21 protein-coding genes are annotated in these 21319 nt (G+C 65.4%); 12 read left to right on the forward strand and 9 right to left on the reverse strand.

All coding sequences use genetic code 11. The features are described from left to right. Positions 1-64: 64 nt before the first annotated feature. On the forward strand, positions 65-970 hold the full coding sequence (locus AAHM40_RS08575) for a DMT family transporter (RefSeq protein WP_342244252.1): 906 nt from the start codon (positions 65-67) through the stop codon (positions 968-970). 332 nt (positions 971-1302) lie between these two features. On the opposite strand, the gene gap is transcribed toward AAHM40_RS08575, so the two are convergent. Further along, positions 1303-2301, reverse strand: coding sequence for a type I glyceraldehyde-3-phosphate dehydrogenase (gene gap / locus AAHM40_RS08580; protein ID WP_342244253.1), 999 nt, complete (start codon positions 2299-2301; stop codon positions 1303-1305). A 71-nt stretch (positions 2302-2372) separates the two neighbouring features. Then, positions 2373-3044: a COG3650 family protein gene (locus tag AAHM40_RS08585; protein WP_342244254.1), complete on the reverse strand. Its 672-nt coding sequence runs from the start codon at positions 3042-3044 to the stop codon at positions 2373-2375. Between the two features lie 122 nt (positions 3045-3166). Here AAHM40_RS08585 and AAHM40_RS27220 point away from each other — a divergent pair, with 122 nt between their 5' ends. Beyond that, positions 3167-3439: a hypothetical protein gene (locus AAHM40_RS27220; RefSeq protein ID WP_446731552.1), complete on the forward strand. Its 273-nt coding sequence runs from the start codon at positions 3167-3169 to the stop codon at positions 3437-3439. A 53-nt stretch (positions 3440-3492) separates the two neighbouring features. Here the strand turns inward: AAHM40_RS27220 and AAHM40_RS08590 are convergent, their stop codons facing one another. Continuing rightward, positions 3493-4446: a LysR family transcriptional regulator gene (locus AAHM40_RS08590; RefSeq protein ID WP_342244255.1), complete on the reverse strand. Its 954-nt coding sequence runs from the start codon at positions 4444-4446 to the stop codon at positions 3493-3495. A 178-nt stretch (positions 4447-4624) separates the two neighbouring features. Here AAHM40_RS08590 and AAHM40_RS08595 point away from each other — a divergent pair, with 178 nt between their 5' ends. From AAHM40_RS08595 to AAHM40_RS08615, 5 genes are all read left to right on the forward strand, one after another. After that, complete coding sequence (locus AAHM40_RS08595; RefSeq protein WP_446731549.1) at positions 4625-6133, forward strand: efflux transporter outer membrane subunit; 1509 nt, start codon at positions 4625-4627, stop codon at positions 6131-6133. Positions 6134-6142: 9 nt separating this feature from the next. After that, positions 6143-8362 carry an FUSC family protein gene (locus AAHM40_RS08600; protein WP_342244256.1) on the forward strand — a complete coding sequence of 740 codons (2220 nt, stop codon included), beginning with the start codon at positions 6143-6145 and terminating at the stop codon, positions 8360-8362. After that, the gene (locus AAHM40_RS08605) at positions 8352-8552 is read left to right on the forward strand and encodes a DUF1656 domain-containing protein (RefSeq protein ID WP_342244257.1); all 201 of its coding nucleotides are present in this window, start codon (positions 8352-8354) and stop codon (positions 8550-8552) included. Before AAHM40_RS08600 ends, AAHM40_RS08605 begins: the two co-directional genes overlap by 11 nt. Positions 8553-8559: 7 nt before the next feature. Further along, positions 8560-9471 carry an HlyD family secretion protein gene (locus tag AAHM40_RS08610; protein ID WP_342244258.1) on the forward strand — a complete coding sequence of 304 codons (912 nt, stop codon included), beginning with the start codon at positions 8560-8562 and terminating at the stop codon, positions 9469-9471. A gap of 178 nt (positions 9472-9649) precedes the next feature. After that, positions 9650-9913, forward strand: a complete 264-nt coding sequence (locus tag AAHM40_RS08615; RefSeq protein WP_342244259.1) for a DUF2790 domain-containing protein — start codon at positions 9650-9652, stop codon at positions 9911-9913. A 131-nt stretch (positions 9914-10044) separates the two neighbouring features. Here the strand turns inward: AAHM40_RS08615 and AAHM40_RS08620 are convergent, their stop codons facing one another. Continuing rightward, a complete protein-coding gene (locus tag AAHM40_RS08620) occupies positions 10045-10833 on the reverse strand; it encodes a helix-turn-helix transcriptional regulator (RefSeq protein WP_342244260.1) in 789 nt (262 codons plus the stop codon). A 134-nt stretch (positions 10834-10967) separates the two neighbouring features. Between AAHM40_RS08620 and AAHM40_RS08625 the strand changes: the two genes are divergently transcribed. The 5 genes from AAHM40_RS08625 to AAHM40_RS08645 all read left to right on the forward strand — a co-directional run bounded on the left by AAHM40_RS08625 (position 10968) and on the right by AAHM40_RS08645 (position 16156). Beyond that, on the forward strand, positions 10968-11783 hold the full coding sequence (locus AAHM40_RS08625) for a carbon-nitrogen hydrolase family protein (RefSeq protein ID WP_342244261.1): 816 nt from the start codon (positions 10968-10970) through the stop codon (positions 11781-11783). Positions 11784-11869: 86 nt separating this feature from the next. Then, positions 11870-13192: an APC family permease gene (locus AAHM40_RS08630; RefSeq protein ID WP_342244262.1), complete on the forward strand. Its 1323-nt coding sequence runs from the start codon at positions 11870-11872 to the stop codon at positions 13190-13192. A gap of 106 nt (positions 13193-13298) precedes the next feature. Further along, positions 13299-13721: a homoprotocatechuate degradation operon regulator HpaR gene (gene hpaR / locus AAHM40_RS08635; RefSeq protein WP_342244263.1), complete on the forward strand. Its 423-nt coding sequence runs from the start codon at positions 13299-13301 to the stop codon at positions 13719-13721. A 240-nt stretch (positions 13722-13961) separates the two neighbouring features. Further along, positions 13962-15131 (forward strand): p-hydroxyphenylacetate 3-hydroxylase oxygenase component, encoded by a 1170-nt coding sequence (locus AAHM40_RS08640; protein WP_342244264.1) that lies wholly within the window; start codon positions 13962-13964, stop codon positions 15129-15131. An 86-nt stretch (positions 15132-15217) separates the two neighbouring features. Continuing rightward, the gene (locus AAHM40_RS08645) at positions 15218-16156 is read left to right on the forward strand and encodes a p-hydroxyphenylacetate 3-hydroxylase reductase component (protein ID WP_342244265.1); all 939 of its coding nucleotides are present in this window, start codon (positions 15218-15220) and stop codon (positions 16154-16156) included. A gap of 420 nt (positions 16157-16576) precedes the next feature. On the opposite strand, the gene hpaI is transcribed toward AAHM40_RS08645, so the two are convergent. The 5 genes from hpaI to hpaE form a co-directional block, all read right to left on the reverse strand. Further along, positions 16577-17380, reverse strand: coding sequence for a 4-hydroxy-2-oxoheptanedioate aldolase (hpaI, locus tag AAHM40_RS08650; protein WP_342244266.1), 804 nt, complete (start codon positions 17378-17380; stop codon positions 16577-16579). 86 nt (positions 17381-17466) lie between these two features. Further along, the gene (gene hpaH / locus AAHM40_RS08655; RefSeq protein ID WP_342244267.1) at positions 17467-18270 is read right to left on the reverse strand and encodes a 2-oxo-hept-4-ene-1,7-dioate hydratase; all 804 of its coding nucleotides are present in this window, start codon (positions 18268-18270) and stop codon (positions 17467-17469) included. Positions 18271-18277: 7 nt separating this feature from the next. Then, positions 18278-18688, reverse strand: a complete 411-nt coding sequence (locus tag AAHM40_RS08660; protein WP_342244268.1) for a 5-carboxymethyl-2-hydroxymuconate isomerase — start codon at positions 18686-18688, stop codon at positions 18278-18280. Positions 18689-18699: 11 nt separating this feature from the next. Beyond that, a complete protein-coding gene (gene hpaD / locus AAHM40_RS08665; RefSeq protein ID WP_342244269.1) occupies positions 18700-19623 on the reverse strand; it encodes a 3,4-dihydroxyphenylacetate 2,3-dioxygenase in 924 nt (307 codons plus the stop codon). A gap of 234 nt (positions 19624-19857) precedes the next feature. Continuing rightward, positions 19858-21318: a 5-carboxymethyl-2-hydroxymuconate semialdehyde dehydrogenase gene (gene hpaE, locus AAHM40_RS08670; protein ID WP_342244323.1), complete on the reverse strand. Its 1461-nt coding sequence runs from the start codon at positions 21316-21318 to the stop codon at positions 19858-19860. Between the last annotated feature and the right edge of the window lies 1 nt (position 21319).

The following is a 21319-nucleotide window of genomic DNA, read 5'->3' on the forward strand; positions in this document are numbered from 1 at the left end:
TGCTGTGCCTGTCTGGCATTGCGAGCGGCCGCCTAGACTGGCGCTTTTCCTCCGGAGGTGAAGCATGGCGCAGCAAGGTCGACTGGTGGCGGTGGCCTGCCTGGTGCTGGCCATGGCGCTCTGGGGCAGCTCCTTCATCGCCCTCAAACTGGCCTTCCAGGAAGTCGCCCCGCACTGGGTGATCTTCGCCCGAATGGCCCTGGGGAGTCTGGTCTTCCTGGCAGCCTGGCGTTGGCGCGGAGCCCTCGACTATCGCCCCGGTGACTGGAAGTACCTGCTCGGCCTGGCCGCTTGCGAGCCCTGCCTCTACTTCATCTTCGAAGCGCTGGCGCTGCAGTACACCAGCGCTTCCCAGGCCGGGATGATTACCGCGCTATTGCCGCTGCTGGTGGCGGTGGGCGCCTACGCGCTGCTGCATGAACGCATCACCCGCAGCACCTTGGCCGGTTTCCTCCTCGCCGTGGTTGGCGCGGTCTGGCTGAGCCTGGCCAGTGAGTCCGACGGCCATGCGCCGCAGCCACTGTTGGGCAACTTCTATGAGTTCCTCGCGATGCTTTGCGCCACCGGCTACACCCTGCTGCTCAAACACCTGTCGTCGCGTTATTCGGCATTCCTTCTTACTGCCCTGCAGGCGTTCATCGGCAGCGTTTTCTTCCTGCCCCTGGCTTGGGTCACCTCGCCGTTGCCGGAATCCGTCAGCCCGCTGGGTATCGGTGCCATGATCTACCTCGGCACCGTGGTCACGGTGGGCGCCTACGGCCTTTACAACTTCGGCGTATCGCGCCTGCCGGCCAGCCAGGCCACGGGATTCATCAACCTGATCCCGGTGTTCACCCTGGTCTTCGCCTGGGGGCTGCTCGGTGAGCGCCTGAACAGCATGCAGATGCTCGCCGCCGGCCTGGTCTTTGCCGGGGTGGCGCTGAGCCAATGGAGAAGCACATCCCCGACGCCGGCCGGCGTGCTGGATTGATTGCCTTGAACAGCCGCAAGCGCACGGCTGGCCTTTGCGAGGTGTCGACCGTTGACCATCCGGCCCGCCGGCCCAACGGCTCACTCCGCACCACGCGCTGTCCCTGGACCCCAAGCCAGGTTGTGTACGAAAAGTCGTCGAGCGAAGGTCAGGCAAGGCGCAACGACCATCGGGAGTAACAGCCGAAGGCTGGCCCGAAGGGTGAGCGCCAGCGAATCAGTCGGCCGAAGAAGCGCAGTTTACGCGTTGTAAATGAGCATTCTGATCGGACTCGCGCTCGAGGCCGCCTTCAACGCAGCATCACCGATGCGCAGACACTATCCGTACGCAGCCTAGGGATTCAGCCAGGCGAGCACCACATCCAGCATACGGTTGGCGAAGGCCCATTCGTTGTCGTACCAGGCCAGCACCTTCACCGGGTCACCCTGTACGCGGGTGTGATTGAGGTCCACCACGCAGGAAGTCGGGTAGCCATTGAAGTCGCTGGACACCAGTGGCAGCACGTTGCACTCCATCACCCCTGGCAGCAACTCGCGCGCGCCGGCCTCCAGGGCGGCATTGATTGCCTCGCGGCTGGTTAGGCGTTCGGCAATGAACGTAAGGTCCAGCAGCGACACGTTCGGCGTCGGCACGCGCACCGCCAGGCCATCCAGGCGGCCGGCCAGTTCCGGAAGGACCAGGCCGATGGCCTTGGCCGCGCCGGTGCTGGTGGGAATCATCGACACGGCCGCCGCGCGCGCCCGGTACAGGTCGCCGTGGCTTTTATCGAGCAGGCTCTGGTCGTTGGTGTAGGCGTGCACCGTGGTCACCAGGCCGCTGCGGATACCCACCTCGCGGTGCAGCAGCATGGCCAGCGGTGCCAGGCAATTGGTCGTGCAGGAGGCGTTCGAGACGATCTGCTGACTGCCCAACTGCTCGTGGTTGACCCCGTAAACCACCGTCAGGTCAGCACTGTCCAGCGGGTGGGATAACAGTACCCGCGGCGCGCCGGCGGTCAGGTGCCGCTCTACCTGCGCGCGCTTCTTCATCTTGCCCGAGCATTCCAGCACGAGGTCTACGCCCAGTTGGTTCCACGGCAGGTTCACGGGGTCGCGTTCGCGCAGCAGGTGGATGATCTGGTTGTTCACTTGCAGGCGTTCGTCGTGCAGTGCGACATGGCCGGGGAAGCGGCCGAACGTGGAGTCGAAGCGGGTGAGGTGGGCGAGTGACTCGAAGTCACCGAGGTCGTTGATGGCTTCGACGCGCAGGCGCTGGTCGAGACCCCGCTCGAACAGCGCACGAACCAGCGCGCGACCGATGCGCCCATATCCATTCAGGGCGATACGCAGCATGGTGTTCTCCTTTCCGGTTGTCCTTCATTCAGCTTAGCGATGAAGGACAAGCGAGGAGTCGCTGCACGGCCTCAGTCGTTGCGGGCGCCGCCGAAAGACGCACAGCCACGCTGCGGTTCGCCGTCCAGGCGAAGCTCGGCGGTCAGGTGCTGAACCGCGCCGCTCATGCTGTCGACGCAGCGTTGCGGCGCCACCCAGAGCTCCAGGCGCTGACCGTTGGCCTCGCTGGACAGGTTGAAGCGACCGTCTGGCAGCTGTTCTTCCATGTAGGGCAGGGCCAGGGAGGGTTGGCCGGGGCGGTCGAGCACAAGGCCCTTGCCGCTGACGCTGATACTCCAGTCCGGCTCATGGCCGCTGGCGCGCAACAGCAGGCGCTTGAAGTTGAGGTCTTCGCAGCCATGACCTTCGCGCTGCAGGCGGTAGAGAGTATGCAGGGCCAACTGGCCGTCGGCGCCTTGCACGCTGGTCGATCCCATACTGGCGCGAATGTCCGCGAACAGTGTGCCTGGGCCATCCGCAGAGAGGTTGGCCGCCTCAGGCAGCAACCCGGTGGCGCCGCTGTCCACCAGCGTAAAACGGCGTTTCTCGCCACAGGGGCTGAACATCACCTGGCCGGCGTCTACGCTCAGCTCACCCTGCAGGCGCACCAGGTTGGTGGCAGGGGCGGGGGCTTTTTCGGCGAACATCTGGCACGCGCCGAACAAGGGCAAGAGGCTGAACAGCAGGGGGCGGGCAAGGCGCATCACGGGTCTCCTTCAGGGAGCGGCCACGTTACCGGTGCAGGACGCCCAGCTCAAGGGTCGAGGGGGCAGATGATCCTGTGCAAGCGCGTCTATGAAGCTGCCCACACCAGCCATAGCGGGTACTGGTTGATCGCCGTTGGCCCCGTGGCTGTTGCAAGGAGGCCCTGGGGCTGGCGGCATGGTTGGAGGAGGTAGCGGAGAGGTGTCCACCAAAACTTGACCACTACAGACCTCGCTCGTCATCAGTGCCTTTTGAATACCCACTACAGCGGCTTCAGGATGGCTCAAGCCTCGCTGGCGCGAGTCACCCCTCGCCCTCTGGGAGAGGGGCGGGGGTGAGGGCAGTGTCAGCAAGCGAGAAGGCTTGGAAGTCCTGTGCTAAAGCGCTCCATTAATCGCTGCAACAGCTAAAGCAGGCATAGCCAATGAATTGGCCCCCACAAGGGTGCTACCCGTGCGCACCCAACTTCAGACTGAACTCCGCCACCGCTCTCTCATCGGCCTCGACCCGTTCCGGGACGAACTCGCGGAGAAATTCCACCCAGGTGCGGATTTTGGCATCGAGGAATTGCCGCGACGGGTAGAGCGCGTAGATGCCCAGCGGGAAGAGGCTGTAATGGGGCAGCACGCGCACCAGGCTGCCGTCCTTGAGGCCGCTGATGGCCGAGTACACCGGCAGCACGCCGACACCGATGCCGGCCTTGATCGCCTCGGTCATGGCGTCGGCGGTGTTCACCTGGAAGGGCGTCTGGTTGACGCTGACCATCTCCTGGCCGTCCGGGCCGTCGAACAGCCATTTGTCCAGGGACATCACGTTGTTCACCAGGCGCAGGCAGCGGTGCTTCGAGAGCTCCGAGGGCAGGCGCGGCGCACCGTGCTTCTCGATGTAGCCGGGGGACGCGCAGAGCACGCTGTAGGTGGTGCCCAGCTGCTTGGAGATGAAACCCGAATCCGGCAGCTCCTGGGCGATCACCACGGAAATGTCGTAGCCCTCGTCGAGGATATCGGTGGTGCGATTGGCCAGGGTCAGGTCGAAGCTCACGTCCGGGTACTTCTCGCTGTACTGGGCGATGGCCTTGATCAGGTAGTGCTGGCCGATGCCGGTCATGGCATGCACCTTCAGGTTGCCCACCGGCCGCGCATGGGCCTCGCTGGCTTCCGCTTCGGCTTCCTCGATGTAGCCGAGGATCTGCTCGCAGCGCAGCAGGTAGCGCTGGCCGGCTTCGGTCAGGGCGATGCGGCGGGTGGTGCGGTGCAGCAGGCGGGTGCGCAGGTGGGTTTCGAGGGTGGCGACGGCGCGGGAGATGTAGGACGTGGTGAGGTCCATGCGCTGGGCAGCGGCAGTGAAGCTGCCGGTCTCCGCCACGCAAACGAAGGCGCGCATGTTGAAGAGGATGTCCATGGAGGGTCCTGGCCCGGAAGGGAGGGCGAATTTTGTCACGAAGTGTGTCCGGGATTATGGCTGATTCAGTACACAATCCTTCATCTATCCGTCGCCTTATCGTGCTCGATGGCCGGGCCTAGAATCGCCGCCGATCCAGGCCCCGTGCCTGGCTACCCAGCATTCAGGATATGCCGCAGTGCACCGCAATCCTTGGCCCGGCGTCGCCCGCGCCAGTCTGTTCGCCGTTGTTTCGCTCCTCTGCGCTTGTATCGACAGTCAGGGCATCGCCCCCCAGGCCGAACGCCTGGACGCCGCCCGACTGGACCCCGGTTCGGCCATTCGCCGCGCCGAACGTGACGCCGCCTGGCCCAGCGCCCAATGGTGGCGCGTCTATGGCGACCCGCAGCTGGACGCCTGGATGGCGCAGGCCCTGGCTGGCAGCCCCAGCCTGGCCGTTGCCGCCGCCCGTGTGCGCAAAGCCCGCGCCCTGGCCGGGGTGGTGGAGTCGGCCGAGCAGCCGCAGGTGAACCTCGACGCCAACCTGCAACGCAAGCGCTGGCCCGACGACTACTTCTACGGCCCCGGTGAACTCGCCCGCACCACTAGCTGGAATAACACCAGCCTGCTGGGCTTTTCCTATGACCTCGACCTCTGGGGGCGCGAGCGCAGCCGCAGTCACCAGGCGCTGGACGAGGTCCGGGTGGCGGTGGCCGAGGAACGCCTGGCGGCGCTGGAGCTTCAGGGCAACCTGGTGCGCAGCTACATCCGCCTGGCGCTGCTGCACGGAGAAAAAGACGTCGCACAAGCCAGCCTTGCACAGCAGGAACACATCCTGCGTCTGGCTGAGCAGCGATTGCGGGACGGCATCGGCACGCGGTTGGAAGTCAGCCGCGCCGAGGCGCCCTTGCCGGAAACCCATCGGCAGATCGATTCGTTGAACGAATCCATCGCGCTCACCCGCAACCAGCTCGCCGCCCTGGCCGGCAAGGGGCCGGGGGAGGGTGAGCGCCTGCAACGACCGACCCTTGATCTGCATCGCCTGCCCAGCCTTCCCGCACAGCTGCCGCTGGAATTGCTCGGGCGCCGGCCCGACCTGGTCGCCAGTCGCTGGAAAGTGGCGGTGCAGGCGCGCGGCATCGAGGTTACCAAGGCGGGCTTCTACCCCAACATCAACCTGCTGGGCGGTATCGGCACCAATGCCACCCAGGGCGGCGTGCTGGATTTCCTGCGCTACGACAAGCTCACCTACAACCTCGGCCCGGCCCTCAGCCTGCCGGTGTTCGATGGCGGGCTGCGCCGTGGCCAGTTGGGCGCCGCCGCCGCCGAGTACGACCTGGCGGTGGAGCACTACAACCAGACGTTGATCGGCGCGCTGCAACAGGTGGCCGATGCCCTGGTGCGGATCAAGTCGCTGCAACAGCAGCAGGAACTCGCCGCCGAAGCCGTGGCGGCCGCGCAGAAGACCTGCGACCTCGCGCTGCTGGCCCAGCAGCGCGGCCTCACCGGCTTCGACGCAGTGCTGGAAACCCAACCCGTCCTGTTCCAGCGCCAGCTCCAGCAACAGCAGGTGCGCGCGGCCTCGCTCAGTGCGCAGGCCGACCTGCTGCTGGCCCTGGGCGGCGGCGCGCTGCCCGAGCCTGTCGGTCCGGGCGACGCCAGTCTGGCGCCGCGTGAACCGCGCCTGCGCTTTCTCCCCATGCCCTGAGGACCCTTCATGGTGCAATTCTTCAACCGCGCACTGGCCGATTGGGCGCGCAGTGACGGCCTGACCTGGGCCTTTATCTTCAAGGCCCTGCTCACTGCCTTTCTCGCCCTCTGGCTGGCCTATCGCCTGGAGCTGCCACAACCGGGCACCGTGCTGGTGACGGTGTTCATCGTCATGCAGCCACAGAGCGGGCAGGTCCTGGCCAAGAGTTTCTACCGGATCATCGGCACCCTGCTCGGGCTGACGGTGATGGTGGCGCTGATCGCCTTGTTCAATCAGGAGCGGGTGCTGTTCATGCTGTGCCTGGCCATCTGGATCGGCCTGTGCACCGCTGGCGCCGCACGCTATCGCGACTTCCGTGGCTATGCCTGCGTGTTGGCCGGCTACACGGCAGTGATGATCGGCCTGCCGGCCACCACCCACCCGGACGACGCCTTCATGCTCGCCCTCTGGCGCGTGCTGGAGATCAGCCTGGGCATCCTCTGCACCGGCCTGGTCAATGGCCTGGTCCTGCCGCAGAGCACCCGTACCGACTTGCGCAACACCCTGCACGGGCGCTTTCGTGACTTCGCCGCCTTTGCCTGCGAAGGGTTGGCCGGTGGACTGGACAGTGCGCGTTTCGATGCCAGCAATGCGCGCTTCGCGGCGGCCGCCGTGAGCCTGGAAAACATGCGCAGCGCCACCGCGTTCGAAGACCCGCACATGCGCATGCGCAGCGGCCGCCTGGCGCGCCTGAACAACGAGTTCATGGTGCTATCCACCCGTTTCCACGGCCTGCACCAGTTGCTCCGGCGCCTGGCTGTAGGAGCGAGCCTTGCTCGCGAAGGCACGGAGCCGGAAGCGTTCGCCAGCAGAGCTGGCTCCAACAGAGACGGAGTACTGGAGGCTCTGCAGCCTTGCCTCGCCGAAGTGTCGCGGTTGCTCATGCCGTTGCGCGACCGCCTGAGCAGCGAGGCCGACGCGGCGCAGCTCGCCATCCGCCTCGAGGCCTGCAAGCAGGAACTGATGCAGTTGATCCGCAGCGGCCGCGCGCAGCTTGCCATGCAGCAGCCCAGTGAAGCCCAGACGCTGGACTACGACACCGCTGCCGAGCTGCTCTACCGCTTCGCCGACGACCTGCACAACTACGCCCAGACCCACGCTTCGTTGCTGGACGATCACCACGTCCGCGAGCAGTGGAACGAGAACTTCCGGCCCCGCGCCAATGCGGTGGCCGCCGCCGTCGCGGGCCTACGCAGCAGCCTGCTGATCCTGTCGCTCAGTGTGTTCTGGATGGCTACTGCCTGGCCCAGCGGCGGCACCTTCGCCATGACCGTGGGCATGGTTTCCGCGCTGGCGTCTTCCTCCTCCAACCCCAGGCGACTGTCGCTGCAACTCACCCTGGGTGCGACTGCCGGCGCTTGCCTGGGCATCGTTCTGACCTTCTGCGCGTTGCCCGAAATCGACGGATTCGCGCTGCTCTGCTGCGCCCTGGCGCCGGTGGTCGCCCTCGGTGCTTTCCTGCTGGCGCGGCCGCAGCTGGCTGGCGCTGGCCTGGGTCTGCTGGTGTGGTTCAGCATGACCTCGATGCCGGCCAACCAGACCCTGTTCGACCCCCACCGCGTGCTCAACGAGTACCTGGCCTCGGTGCTGTCCATGGCGCTGGCGACTGCGGCCGCCGCCGTGCTCCTGCCGCCCAACCGGCCCTGGCTGTGGCGACGCCTTGAGCGTGACCTGCGCATGTGCGTGGTGCGCGCGGTAAGCGGCCGGATGAAGGGGCTGGTGTCCGGTTTTGAAAGCGGCACCCGCGACCTGCTGAACCAGGCTTATCTGTATTCCGCCGGACGCCCGGACGTGCAGCGCCAGCTGCTGCGCTGGATGTTCCTGGTGCAGGAAGTGGGGCATGCGGTGATCGAGCTGCGCCTGGAGCAGGCGCGCCTGCCGGCGCTGTCCTGCTATGCCGAATCCATGCCCTGGCGAAACGCCGTCCGCGCCATGGGCCGAGCCCTCGCACGCCTGTTTATCCAGCCTTCGGAAGCCAATCGCCAGCGCGCCCTGGCGACCGTGGAGTTGGCCATCGACACCGTGCGCAACACCGCTGAGCCCTGCGCACCGCAGTTCGATACCTCGCCCCTACGGCGCTTGCAAAGCTACCTGCACTTTATCCGCAGCTCGCTGCTGGACCCGCAGAACCCGCTGGGCGGTGATGAAGCACCGGTCCTTCTGCAAGGAGTCGCCCATGCCGCGTGAGATCGCCCTGCACGGCGTCTACATGCCAAGCCTGACCCTGCTGTTCCTGGTGGCGTTCCTGCTCGGCTGGGGACTGGACCGCCTCTTCGCCGGGTGCGGTCTGTATCGCCACGCCTGGCACCCGGCGCTGCTGCGCGTCGGCCTGTTCACCTGCCTGTATGGCGCCCTGGCGCTGACCATCTACCGTTGAGGCCACCATGTCCCTGAAACGAATCATCAGTGTCGGCGCGACCCTGCTCATCCTCGCCCTGGCCGTGCTGCTGGTGCGCACCCTCTGGTTGCATTACATGGACGCCCCCTGGACCCGCGACGGCCGGGTGCGCGCCGACGTGATCAACATCGCTCCCGATGTGGCCGGGTTGGTGGTGGAGGTGCCGGTGCACGACAACCAGCAGGTAGCGGCGGGCGACCTGCTGCTGCGCATCGACGCCGCCCACTACGCGGTGGCGGTCAAGCAGGCCGAGGCCCTGGTGGCCGCGCGCAAGGCAGCGCTGGAGATGCGCAAGGTCAACGCCGACCGCCGTGCCGACATGGACGACCTGGTGGTCTCCCGCGAGAGCCGCGAGGACGCCGGCCACCTGGCCGCCGCCGCCCTGGCCGAATATCAGGAAGCGCAAGCCGCCCTGGACGCGGCCAAGCTCGACCTGTCGCGTACCGAGGTACGCGCCCCGGTGGCGGGGCATATCACTAATCTCAACGTCTACAAGGGCGACTATGCCGCTAAGGGCGAGGCGAGCATGGCCCTGGTGGACGCCCGGTCCTTCTACGTCAACGGCTACTTCGAGGAGACCCGCCTGCCGCACATCAAGGTGGGCGAGCGCGCCGACCTGCGACTGATGAGCGGCGAACGCATCCTCGGCCATGTGGACAGCATCGCGCGCGGCATCTACGACCGCGACAACCCGGAAAGCCGCGAGCTGATCGCCGACGTGAACCCCACCTTCAACTGGGTGCGCCTGGCCCAGCGGGTGCCGGTGCGCATTCACCTGGACGAGGTGCCCGACGGCGTGCTGCTGGCCGCCGGCATGACCTGCACCGTGGTGATCGGGGAGGAGGGCGCGGAACCGGAAACGTCCGGCTTTCTCAACGGATTGTTGTTCGCCCAGTAAAGAGTCCTTGTGGTGTTTGGCGCTGTTTCGAAAGTTGCCCGCTCAATAAAATAATCCCGCCTCCCGCGATGAGGCGCTTGCTGCCGTAAACATCACCGCAAGGTGTTGCGCTGTACCTTCGGCCAGTTCGTGGAGAACTGGTCGAAGTTCAAACTTAAAACATTCTGGAAGCTATCCAATGAAAGCTTTTGCCTTGCTGGCGCTGGCCGGCATGTCCTCTTTCGCCCTGGCCGCAGAGCAGGCGGAAACTGCCGTGGCAGTGCAACCAGCTATCGAGCAGTACCATTACGGGATGGAACTTGATATCGCCAAGGTTATTTCTCGCAGCGAAATCCAGGATGTTTGCGGAATAGTTCCGGCCTATATGACTTACGAAGATCATCAAGGCAAAGTTCATCGCCTGGAATATATGGTGTTTGGCCAGGGTTGCAGTAACGGCTAAGTTTCGAGGAGCCTGATAGTTGTAGGGGCTAACTCATTCGCCAAGCAAACCGAAGGTTTGCCCCTTGATCCCAATGGGGCCGCTTTGCGTCCCTTGGCGAATGAATTCGCCCCCACAGAAGAGCCACTCCCTCACCCCTTCTGTGCCTTCAGGAACAGGCTGAACAATTCCGACTGCGACTTGATCCCCAGCTTGCTGTAGATGTGCTTGCGATGGACCTTCACCGTCTCCGCGGAGATTTCCAGCTTGCGGGCGATCTCCTTGCTGGAGCAGCCGCTCAGCATCAGCCGGCCCACTTCCAGCTCGCGGGTGGTGAGGGCGGTTTCCACCTTCTGCCCGGCGGCTTCCAGTTGCTCCTGCCAGGTCGGCGCCGGGGGCGGCGGGCTGGCCATCAGCTCCTGCTCGAAGGCCAGGCGCTGGCGCATCAGGCCGGCGACCCAGGGCCGGATCAGGCCGAGCAGGGCGATCTGTTCCGGGCTGAAGGGTTGTTGCGAACCCAGCGAGAGGCAGAGGGTGCGCCCGCCGTCCAGGGGCACGTTCAATTGCACCTCGTCGGCCACTACATTGAGGCGGAAGTAACGCTGGTAGTAATCGGTCTGCTCGAAGCATTCCGGCGCCACGTCGGCCAGGCGGAACAGGCCGCCGGCGTTGTGCTCGCGGCTGGCGATGTAGAAGGGGTCCAGCTGGTAGAGGCCGCGCAGGTAATCCTGGAACAGCGGGTCGGGGCCGCCGTCGGCGCCTGGGCATTCGGCGAACACCTGCGGCCGGCCGTGGCTGAAGAGCAGGACGACCCAGCTGTCGAAGGGCAGGTATTGCGCAAGCATTCGCACCAGGGCTAGCCAGAAGCCGGGGCGGTCGAGCTGTTCGATCAGCCGGCCGACGGACTGGTGCCAGGCGATGTCCTGCAAGGTCAGACTCATGTTTCTACCCCCGATGGGTTACCACGCCTGCGTAATTACCCCAGGCCCCGGCGCGCACCATACTCCGGACATGCCAGGGCGGGTGCCGAGCATTGTGACGCCTGCCCGCCCGCTGACAAGAACCAGGAGCACCCATGAAGGTCGAACTCGTCCAACTCGCCGGCCGTGACGGCGATACCGCCTACAACCTCGAACGCACCCTGGCGGCCATCGCCGCCTGTGCGCCGGATACCGACCTGGTGGTCTTCCCGGAAACCCAGCTGACCGGCTTCCCCACCGCCGAGAGCATCGCCGCCGTCGCCGAGCCGCTGGAGGGGCCCAGCGTGCAGGCGGTACAGCGCGCCGCCCGCAAGCGCAATGTGGCGGTGGTGGTGGGCGTGGCGGAGAACGACGCCGGCTCCTTCTACAACACCACCCTGCTGATCACCCCGGAAGGCATTGCCCTGCGCTACCGCAAGACCCACCTCTGGGCGTCTGACCGTGGCGTCTTCACCCCCGGTGATCGCTATGCCACGGCGCTGTGGAAGGGCATCCGCGTCGGCATCCTGATCTGCTTCGACATCGAGTTCCCGGAAAGCGCCCGCGCCCTCGGCCAACTGGGCACCGAGCTGATCCTGGTGACCAACGGCAACATGGACCCCTACGGCCCCACCCATCGCACCGCGATCATGGCCCGTGCCCAGGAAAACCAGGCTTTCGCGGTGATGGTGAACCGCGTCGGCGAAGGCGACGGCGGCCTGGTGTTCGCCGGCGGCAGCGCGGTGGTCGACCCCTTCGGCCAGTTGCTCTGCGAGGCCGGCCGTGACGAGTGCCGGCAGATCGTCGAGTTGGACCTCGAGCGCCTCAAGACCGCGCGCAGCGACTACCGCTACCTCGAAGAGCGCCGCCTGCAACTTCCGGGCGAGCGTATCGAGCATGCCGATGGCCGCCGCGACCTGCTGATTCCCTGATCTCCCTTGGCCGCCCCATCCGCAGGGCGGCTGCTTTACGCCGACGTCGGCTCTGCCACAACAACCAACAATTCGGAGTAGCGGTAATGGCTCATCTTCAGCGCACCCTGTCGCTGGGGTCGGTGGTGCTTTTCGGCATCGCCTACATGACCCCGATCATTGTCCTCGGCACCTTCGGCATCCTCGCCGACACCACGGGCGGCCTGGTACCGGCGGCCTATGTCGCGGCCTCCGTGGCCATGCTCTTCACCGCCTTCAGTTATGCACGGATGGCCGCGGCCTTCCCGGTGGCCGGCTCGGCCTACAGCTACGTGCGCAAGGCCATCAACCCCAAGCTGGGCTTCCTCGCCGGCTGGGCGGTGCTGCTGGACTATCTGTTCCTGCCCATGGCCATCTGGCTGATCGGTGCGGCCTACCTGCACTCGGCCTTCCCGGCGGTACCCCAGGCGGTCTGGGTGCTGGCCTTCATCGGCGTGACCACCGCCATCAACGTGGTGGGCCTGCGCCTGGCGAAAAACGTCAACGGCGTGCTGATGCTGGTGCAGTTCCTGGTGCTGCTGGCCTTCGTCGCGCTATGCGTGCACTACGTGCTGGGGGATGCGAGCAAGCCGCTGTGGTCGCTCGCACCCTTCCTCAAGGAGGGCATGCAGTTGCCGCTGATCATGAGCGGCGCCGCCATCGCCTGCTATTCCTTCCTCGGTTTCGATGCGGTCAGCACTCTCACCGAGGAAACCCGCGACCCGCGCCGTACCATCCCCAGGGCCATCCTGCTGATCACCCTGATCGGCGGGCTGATTTTCATCGCCACCTCCTACTTCGTGCAGTTGGCGCACCCGTCGGTCGAGTTCCAGAGCGCCGACTCGGCGGCCTATGAAATCGCCCGCAATATCGGTGGCGATGTGTTCGTCTCGGTCTTCCTCATCGGCCTGATCGTCGGGCAGTTCACCTCGGGCCTGTCGGCCCAGGCCAGCGCCTCGCGCCTGCTGTTCGCCATGGGCCGAGACGGTGTGCTGCCGCAGTCGCTGTTCGGCCGCTTGAGCGAGCGCTTCGGCACGCCGGTGGGCAGCATCCTGCTGTGTGGCGTGGTGGCCCTGCTGGCGCTGCGGATGGACGTGACCACCTCGACATCCTTCATCAACTTCGGCGCCTTCCTGGCCTTCACCCTGGTGAACCTCTCGGTGATCTTCCACTACTGGCTGAACGGCGAGCGCCGCGGTCCGAGCGAGCTGGTGCAGTTCCTGCTGTTCCCGCTGACGGGGATGGTGGCGACCCTCTGGCTGATGGTCAGCCTGGACCACCTGGCGATCATCCTCGGCTTGTCCTGGCTGGCGCTGGGGGTGATCTACCTCGGCTGGCTCACCGGCGGCTTCCGTCGCCAGCCGCCAGAGCTGAGTTTCGAAGAGGCCTGATGCACCGGGGCGGGCGCCATGCGCTCGTCCTTCGTTTTCTCGGGGCTGCTGCATTCTGTTGATTTTTCGTTAAAATCTTCACGATGTTCCCCGGACCCAAACCACCATGCCCAATCCAAGACCCTCGCTGACCCTCACCCTCCTGCAGGCCCGCGAAGCAGCCATGAGCTTCTTCCGCCCCTTGCTGAACCAGCACGACCTGACCGAACAGCAATGGCGGGTGATCCGTCTGCTGCGCCAGCACGGCGAGTTGGAGAGCTACCAACTGGCCGACCTCGCCTGCATCCTCAAGCCGAGCATGACCGGCGTGCTGGCGCGTCTGGAGCGCGATGGCATGCTGGTGCGCCGCAAGGCTCCGCAGGACCAGCGCCGCGTGTTGGTGAACCTGACTGAAAAAGGCCAGCAGTGCTTCGTGTCTATGAGCTCGGGGATGGAAGCCAATTACCAGAAGATCCAGGATCAGTTCGGCGAGGCGAAGCTCAAGCAGCTCTTCGAATTGCTCAATGAGCTGAAGCAGATCAAGCCCTGATCACGCGCCACCTCGTAGGAGCGAGCTTGCTCGCGAACCTTTCGCCAGCAAGCTGGCTCCTTCAGGGAGACCCCATGAAAAGTGCAATCGAGACTTCGTAACGTCCATTTTGAGGCCCGGGCCTCGCTTCCATAATCGCCCTGCACCCACTTGGGTTACCGCCTGCGGCAGCGGCCTGATCCGGCCATCAGGACCGCTTCGGCCCGACGGCGCCACCTCTAACAATAAGCAGGGCCCGACATGAAAAAGCCAAACCCCCTTCTCGACGACCTGAAAGCCATCCTGCCTGCCATTGCTGCCAACGCTGCGAAGGCCGAGCAACTGCGCCAGGTTCCCGACGAGAACATCGCCATGCTCAAGGGCATTGGCCTGCACCGCGCGCTGCAGCCGAAGAAGTACGGCGGCATGGAGATCTCCCTGCCGGAGTTCGCCGATTGCGTGATTGCCCTGGCCGGCGCCTGCGCCAGCACCGCCTGGGCCTTCAGCCTGCTGTGCACCCACAGCCACCAACTGGCGATGTTCTCTGCACGCCTGCAGGAGGAAGTCTGGGGCGAAGATTCCGACGCCACTGCCAGCAGCTCCATTGCACCGTTCGGCAAGGTCGAGGAAGTCGAGGGCGGGGTTCTGTTCAACGGCGAAATGGGCTGGAGCAGCGGTAGCGACCATGCCGAATGGGCGATTGTCGGCTGCCGTCGCAAGAATGCCGAAGGCGAGTCGGTCTACTGCTTTGCCGTGCTGCCGCGCAGCGACTACGAGATTCGTGACGACTGGTACGCCGCCGGGATGAAGGGCAGCGGCACCAAGACGCTGATTATCAAGGACGCCTTCGTCCCGAACTATCGCATCCAGGCCGCCAAGGACATGATGGAGGGCCGCTCCGACGGCTTCGGCTTGTACCCGGACAGCAAGATCTTCTACGCGCCCTACCGCCCGTACTTCGCCAGTGGCTTCGCGGCCATCAGCCTGGGCATCGCCGAGCGCATGCTCGAGGCCTACAAGGAAAAGACCCGGAATCGCGTGCGTGCCTACACCGGCGTCAGTGTGGGGACTGCCACGCCAGCGCTGATGCGCTTGGCCGAGTCTACCCACCAGGTCGCCGCCGCCCGTGCCTTCCTCGAGAAGACCTGGCAGGAACACGCCGAACACGGCGAGCGCCACCAGTACCCGAGCCGCGAGACCCTGGCCTTCTGGCGCACCAACCAGGCCTACGCGGTGAAGATGTGCATCCAGTCGGTGGACCGCCTCTTCGAAGCCGCTGGCGGTACCAGTTGGTTCGAGAGCAACGAGATGCAGCGGCTGTTCCGCGACTCCCACATGACCGGTGCCCATGCCTACACCGACTACGACGTTTGCGCGCAGATCCTCGGCCGCGAGCTGATGGGACTGGAGCCGGACCCCTCCATGGTGTGAGCCGTCTCGCCGTCCTTCCCACCTGCGTGCTACTTGTTCGAACCATCGCGCGGCCGTCCCATGGGGCGGCCGCCAGGAGCTGCGTCATGTCGTCCCAAGAAAATGCTTTCGACTCCCGTGCCTTCCGCCGCGCCCTGGGCAACTTCGCCACCGGCGTCACCGTGGTCACCGCCACGGCGCCCGATGGCACCCGTGCCGGGGTCACCGCCAACAGCTTCAACTCGGTGTCCCTCGAACCGCCGCTGGTGCTCTGGAGCATCGACAAGCGCTCCAGCAGCCTGGAGGTGTTCCATCGGGCCAGCCACTTCGCGGTGAATATCCTCGCCGCCGACCAGATCGATTTGTCCAACCAGTTCGCCCGCCCGCGTGACGACAAGTTCGAGGGAGTGGCCTTCGACAGCGGTATCGGCGGCGCGCCGCTGTTCCCTGACTGCGCGGCGCGCTTCCAGTGCGAAATGCACCAGCAGGTGGATGGCGGCGACCACGTCATCCTGATCGGCAAAGTGCTGGCCTTCGACGATTTCGGCCGTTCACCGTTGCTCTATCACCAGGGCGCCTATTCCATGGTCCTGCCGCACACGCGCATGACCCAGAAGGCTGAAGGCCAGCCCGCCTCCAGCGCCTTCCAGGGGCGCCTGTCGCACAACCTCTATTACCTGATGACCCAGGCGGTGCGCGGCTACCAGGCCGACTACCAGCCCAGGCAGCTCTCCACCGGGCTGCGTACCAGCGAGGCGCGCATGCTGATGGTGCTGGAGAACGACGCCGGTCTCGGCCTGTGTGACCTGCTGCGCGAAGTGGCGATGCCGATGCGCGAAATCGAGGAGGCGGTGGCCATCCTCAAGCGCAAGGGCATGGTGGCCGATGCCGAGGATCGCTACGTCCTGACCGCCGCCGGGGTGGAGCAGGCCGAGGCGCTCTGGCGCATCGCTCGCGAGCAGCAGGACAAGGTGTTCGCGCAGTTCAGCGAAGAGCAGGTGGAGACTTTCAAGCAGATGCTCAAGGCGGTGATTGCGTTGGGGTGATTGGCATCATCCGGGCAAGACAATGGCGCCCCAATGTGGGCGCCATTTTTGTTTGTGCGCGGGTCATTTGTGGGGGTGAATTCATTCGCGATTGCAGGCCGTAGGTGTTCCACTCGGGACTCGAGCAAGCTGATGCATCCCTCACCCCAACCCTCTCCCAGAGGGAGAGGGAGCTGTTCGTGCATGAGATGGGCATTGGCACGGGCTGTCCGCGTGAGTCACCCCTCTCCCTCCGGGGTGAAGAGGCACGCTTTCGGAAGCACCGCTTCCGGTGCCGATGAACGACTGAGCGCGAAGCGATCAGGCCGGGGCGCAGGGCGGGGGCCGGGGGAGAGGGATGTTCAGGGACACTCGGTGCCAAAATTGCAAACACAAAAAAGCCGGCTCGTCGAGCCGGCTTGCTGTTTTCCGCGAAGGCTATCAATACACCCCACCACCCCCACTTACCGGCGCCGGCGTCCCCTTGAACGCCCCCGCCAGGCTCTGCAGCCCACGCATCAGCACTGTGGTATCCACGCCCACCGCGACGAAGGCCGCGCCGAGCTCGATGTAACGGCGTGCCAATGTCTGGTCGGCGGAGAGGATGCCAGCGGCCTTGCCGACGCTGCGGATGCGGACGATGGCGTCCTCGATGGCGGCCTGGACTTCCGGGTGGCCAGGGTTGCCGCGATGGCCCATGGCGGCGGAGAGGTCGGCCGGGCCGATGAATACGCCATCCACACCTTCTACAGCAGCAATCACGTCCAGGTTGGCCAGGCCTTCGAGGTTCTCGATCTGCACCAGCAGGCACATCTGCTCGTCAGCCTGGTCCAGGTAGCCGGGGATGCTGTTCCAGCGCGAGGCACGGGCCAGGGCACTGCCAACGCCACGGATGCCGGAGGGCGGATAGCGCATGGCGCGCACCAACTCGGCCGCCTGTTCGGCGGATTCGACCATGGGCACCAGCAGGGTCTGGGCACCGATGTCCAGCAGCTGCTTGATCAGCACAGCATCACCAACGGGCGGGCGGATGATCGGCTGCGACGGGTAGGGCGCGATGGCTTGCAGTTGCGCCATCAGGCTGCGCAGGTCGTTGGGCGCGTGCTCGCCGTCCAGCAGCAGCCAGTCGAAGCCGGCGTTGGCCGCCAGTTCCGCGCAGTAGGCATCGGCCAGGCCGAGCCAGAGGCCGATCTGCGGCTGGCCGCATTGCAGGCGCTGTTTGAAGGTGTTGATCGGCAGGTCCATGGGGGACTCCTTGGAAGGCGCGGACGGTAGGAGCCAGCTCTGCTGGCGAAAAGCTTCGCGAGCAAGCTCGCTCCTACAGGAGAGGCTCAGACGAAACGGCAGGCGATGGAGCCCAGTTGGTCGTAGTCGACGTGGAAGGTGTCACCGGGATTGGCCGCCACCGGGCGGGTGAAGGAACCGCCGAGGATGACCTGGCCTGCTTCCAGTGTGACGTCGTAGGGCGCCAGCTTGTTGGCCAGCCAGGCCACGCCTTTGGCCGGGTGGTTGAGCACGGCGGCGGAGACACCGGACTCCTCGATCACGCCGTTGCGGTAGAGGATCGCCGGTACCCGGCGCAGGTCGATCTCGTTGGGGCGCACGGCGCGGCCGCCCATCACCACGCCGGCATTGGCGGCGTTGTCGGAGATGGTGTCGAAGACCTTGCGGGTGACCTTGGTGACCGGGTCGACCTGATGGATGCGCGCGTCGATGATTTCTAGTGCCGGAATCACCCATTCGGTGGCTTCCAGCACGTCGAAGACCGTGCAGTTCGGGCCGCGCAGGGGCTTGCCGAGGATGAAGGCCAGCTCCACTTCCACGCGCGGCACGATGAAGCGCTCGAACGGAATGTCGCTGCCTTCCTCGAAGAGCATGTCGTCCAGCAGCGCGCCGTAGTCCGGCTCGGTGATGTTGGACGACACCTGCATGGCGCGGGAGGTGAGGCCGATCTTGTGGCCCACCAGCTTGCGGCCATCCTTGATCTTCTGCGCCACCCAGGCGCGCTGGATCGCGTAGGCGTCGTCGATGCTGATGGATGGGTAGTCGAGGGAGAACTGGCGCACCTGCTCGCGGGAACGCTCGGCGGCGTCTAGGCGGGCGGCGGCTTGCTGGATGATGCTGGCGTCGAGCATGGAAACCTCAGGAATTCTTCTGGAACAGGGGGTGCAGGCTGCTGTGTTTGGCGTCGAACACCTGGCCGGGACTTTCGTCGATCTGCAGGGTGATGCCGATCGGGCGCTGTTCCAGCAGGGCATCGAGGTGTCCGCGCAGCACCGCCAGCAAGGCGTCGCCGACCTGCTTGTGCACGGCCGGACTGCGCCCGGCACCCATACGCAGGTTGGCGTAGAGGAAGCCGTAGTTACCCTTGCCGTCGGCCACGGCGGCATGCGCCGCCGGGTAGGCCAGCACGCGGGTGCCGCCGGTAGGAAACACCTGGCGGCCGGCCTCGTCGCGCTGTTCCAGCATGCGGTCGGCCAGCGCGCGGCACAGGCCGCCGATGTCCGCTTCGCGCTCCAGGTCAGGGGTGTAGAGCAGGACCAGATGGGGCATGGCGATGCTCCTTACAGGCGGCTGGTGGAGACGACGCCCGCCGGGTTGGAGGCCTGGGCAGCGGGGATGGCGGAGCCGTCCTGCGGAGTGACCGGGAAGATGGCATTGATCTGGCCGGTGCCGGACGAGCCGAAGTAGGGGGTCACCACCTCCGCCTTGCCGTCGTACTTCGACCAGCCCAGCGCACCCAGCAGCATGGCGGTGTCGTGCATGAAGCCTTCGCCGTGACCCTTCACCGCGTACTCCGGGAGCATGGCGCAGAAGTCCTCCCACTCACCGTATTCCCACATCTGCACCACGCGGTGGTCGAGGGTTTCCAGAAAGGGGCTCCAGACCTTGGTGGCGAAGTCCGGCGCTTGTCCGTTCTGGGCGAAACGGTGGGACAGGGAGCCGCTGGCGAGGAAGGCGACGGTGCCGTCGTAGTGTTCTTCCACCGCCTTTCGCATGGCCCAGCCGAGGCGGGCGCTGTCGTTGAGGTAATGGGAGGTGCACAGCGCCGAAACCGAAACCACTTTGAAGTGGCGGTCGGTGTTCATGTAACGCATGGGCACCAGAGTGCCGTATTCCGGACCGAGGGTGGTGGCATCGTGAGCCATGGTCTCTACGCCGAGGCGGTTGCATTCCTCGGCCAGCAGGCGGCCCAGCTCGGGGTTACCCGGGAAGCCGTACTCCATGTTGGCGATGAAGTGCGGCAGCTCGTTGCTGGTGTACAGGCCTTCGAAGTTCGGCGCGCAGTTGATGTGGTAGTTGGCGTTGACCAGCCAGTGGGTGTCGAACACCACGATGGTATCGACGTTCAGCTCGCGGCAGCGGCGGCTGATCTCGATGTGCCCGTCGATGGCGGCCTGGCGGAAGCCCTGGCGCGGGCCCGGCAGTTCGGACAGGTACATGGAGGGGACGTGGGTGATCTTGGCAGCCAGAGCAAGTTTGCCCATGACGGTAACTCCTCGTGTCATTTCCCGCTTGGGGAACCTTGTTATTGGGTCGGTTGCACGCCGGCACTTAGGTTGCTCTTTTTTTGGACAGCTTGTGAGCCTGTTCACGATCTCGCGAGCTAGAGAAGAACAAGGCGGAAATGGCTGAGGAGGCGGAGTTTACGAGCTGTAAATGAGCACTCCGAAGCCATTTCCAACGCAGTTATTCCGACGCGCAGCAGATCGTGGGTGGGCTCACACACCCCAACGCGGGATGTGGTGACTACCCATGGAAATGCACACGTTCTTGATCTCGGCGAAGACCTCGAAGCTGTACTGGCCGCCTTCGCGGCCGGTGCCCGAGCCCTTCACGCCGCCGAACGGCTGGCGCAGGTCGCGCACGTTCTGGCTGTTGATGAAGACCATGCCGGCCTCAATGCCACGGGCGAGGCGGTGAGCCTTGCCGATGTCCTGGGTCCAGATGTACGAGGCCAGTCCGTATTCGGTGTCGTTGGCCAGGCGCAGGGCTTCGGCTTCGTCCTTGAACTTCATCAGGCAGACTACCGGGCCGAAGATTTCTTCCTGGGCGATGCGCATGCGGTTATCCACATGGGCGAACACCGTGGGCTGGATGAACTGGCCACGGGCAAGGTGCGCCGGCAGGTTGGCCGGGCGCTCCAGGCCGCCCGCCAACAGGGTGGCGCCTTCCTCGAGGCCGATGCGGATGTAGCCGGTGACCTTGTCGTAGTGGGCCTGGGTGATCATCGAGCCGACCTGGGTCTTCGGGTCCTGCGGGTCGCCGACGATCAGGCGCTTGGCGCGGGCGGCGAACTCGGCGACGAACTGGTCGTACACCGACTCCTGGATGAAGATCCGGCTGCCGGCGGTGCAGCGTTCACCGTTCAGGGAGAAGATGGTGAACAGCGCGGCATCCAGGGCACGGTCCAGGTCGGCGTCATCGAAGATCAGCACCGGCGACTTGCCGCCCAGTTCCATGGAGTACTTCTTCAGGCCGGCGGTCTGCATGATATTGCGCCCGGTGGCGGTACCGCCGGTGAAGGAGATGGCGCGCACGTCCGGGTGGCGGACCAGGGCGTCGCCGGCAGTAGCGCCGTAGCCCTGCACCACGTTCAGCACGCCTTTGGGGATGCCGGCTTCCAGCGCCAGGCGGCCCAGTTCGTTGGCGGTCAGGGGCGACAGCTCGGACATCTTCAGCACCGCCGTGTTACCTAGCGCCAGGCAGGGCGCGGTCTTCCAGGTGGCGGTCATGAACGGCACGTTCCAGGGGGAGACCAGGCCACAGACACCCACCGGCTGGTACAGGGTGTAGTTGAGCATCTGGTCGTCCACCGGGTAGCTGTGGCCGTCCATGCGGGTGCAGACCTCGGCGAAGAACTCGAAGTTGTGCGAGGCGCGGGGGATCAGCACGTTCTTCGTCTGATGGATCGGCAGGCCGGTGTCCAGGGTTTCCAGCTCGGCCAGGTGCGGCACGTTCTGGTCGATCAGTTCACCCAGCTTGCGCATCAGCTTGGCGCGCTCCTTGGCCGGGGTGTTGGCCCACTTGGGGAAGGCGTCCTTGGCGGCGGCCACGGCGGCGGCGATTTCTTCGGCGCCGCCGCTGGCGACTTCACCGATGGCGTCCATGGTGGCCGGGTTGTAATTGACGAAGACCTCTTTGCTCTCGACTTCCTGGCCGTTGATCCAGTGCTTGATCATG

Source organism: Pseudomonas sp. OTU5201, assembly GCF_038440135.1.
GTDB classification, from domain to species: Bacteria; Pseudomonadota; Gammaproteobacteria; order Pseudomonadales; family Pseudomonadaceae; genus Metapseudomonas; species Metapseudomonas resinovorans.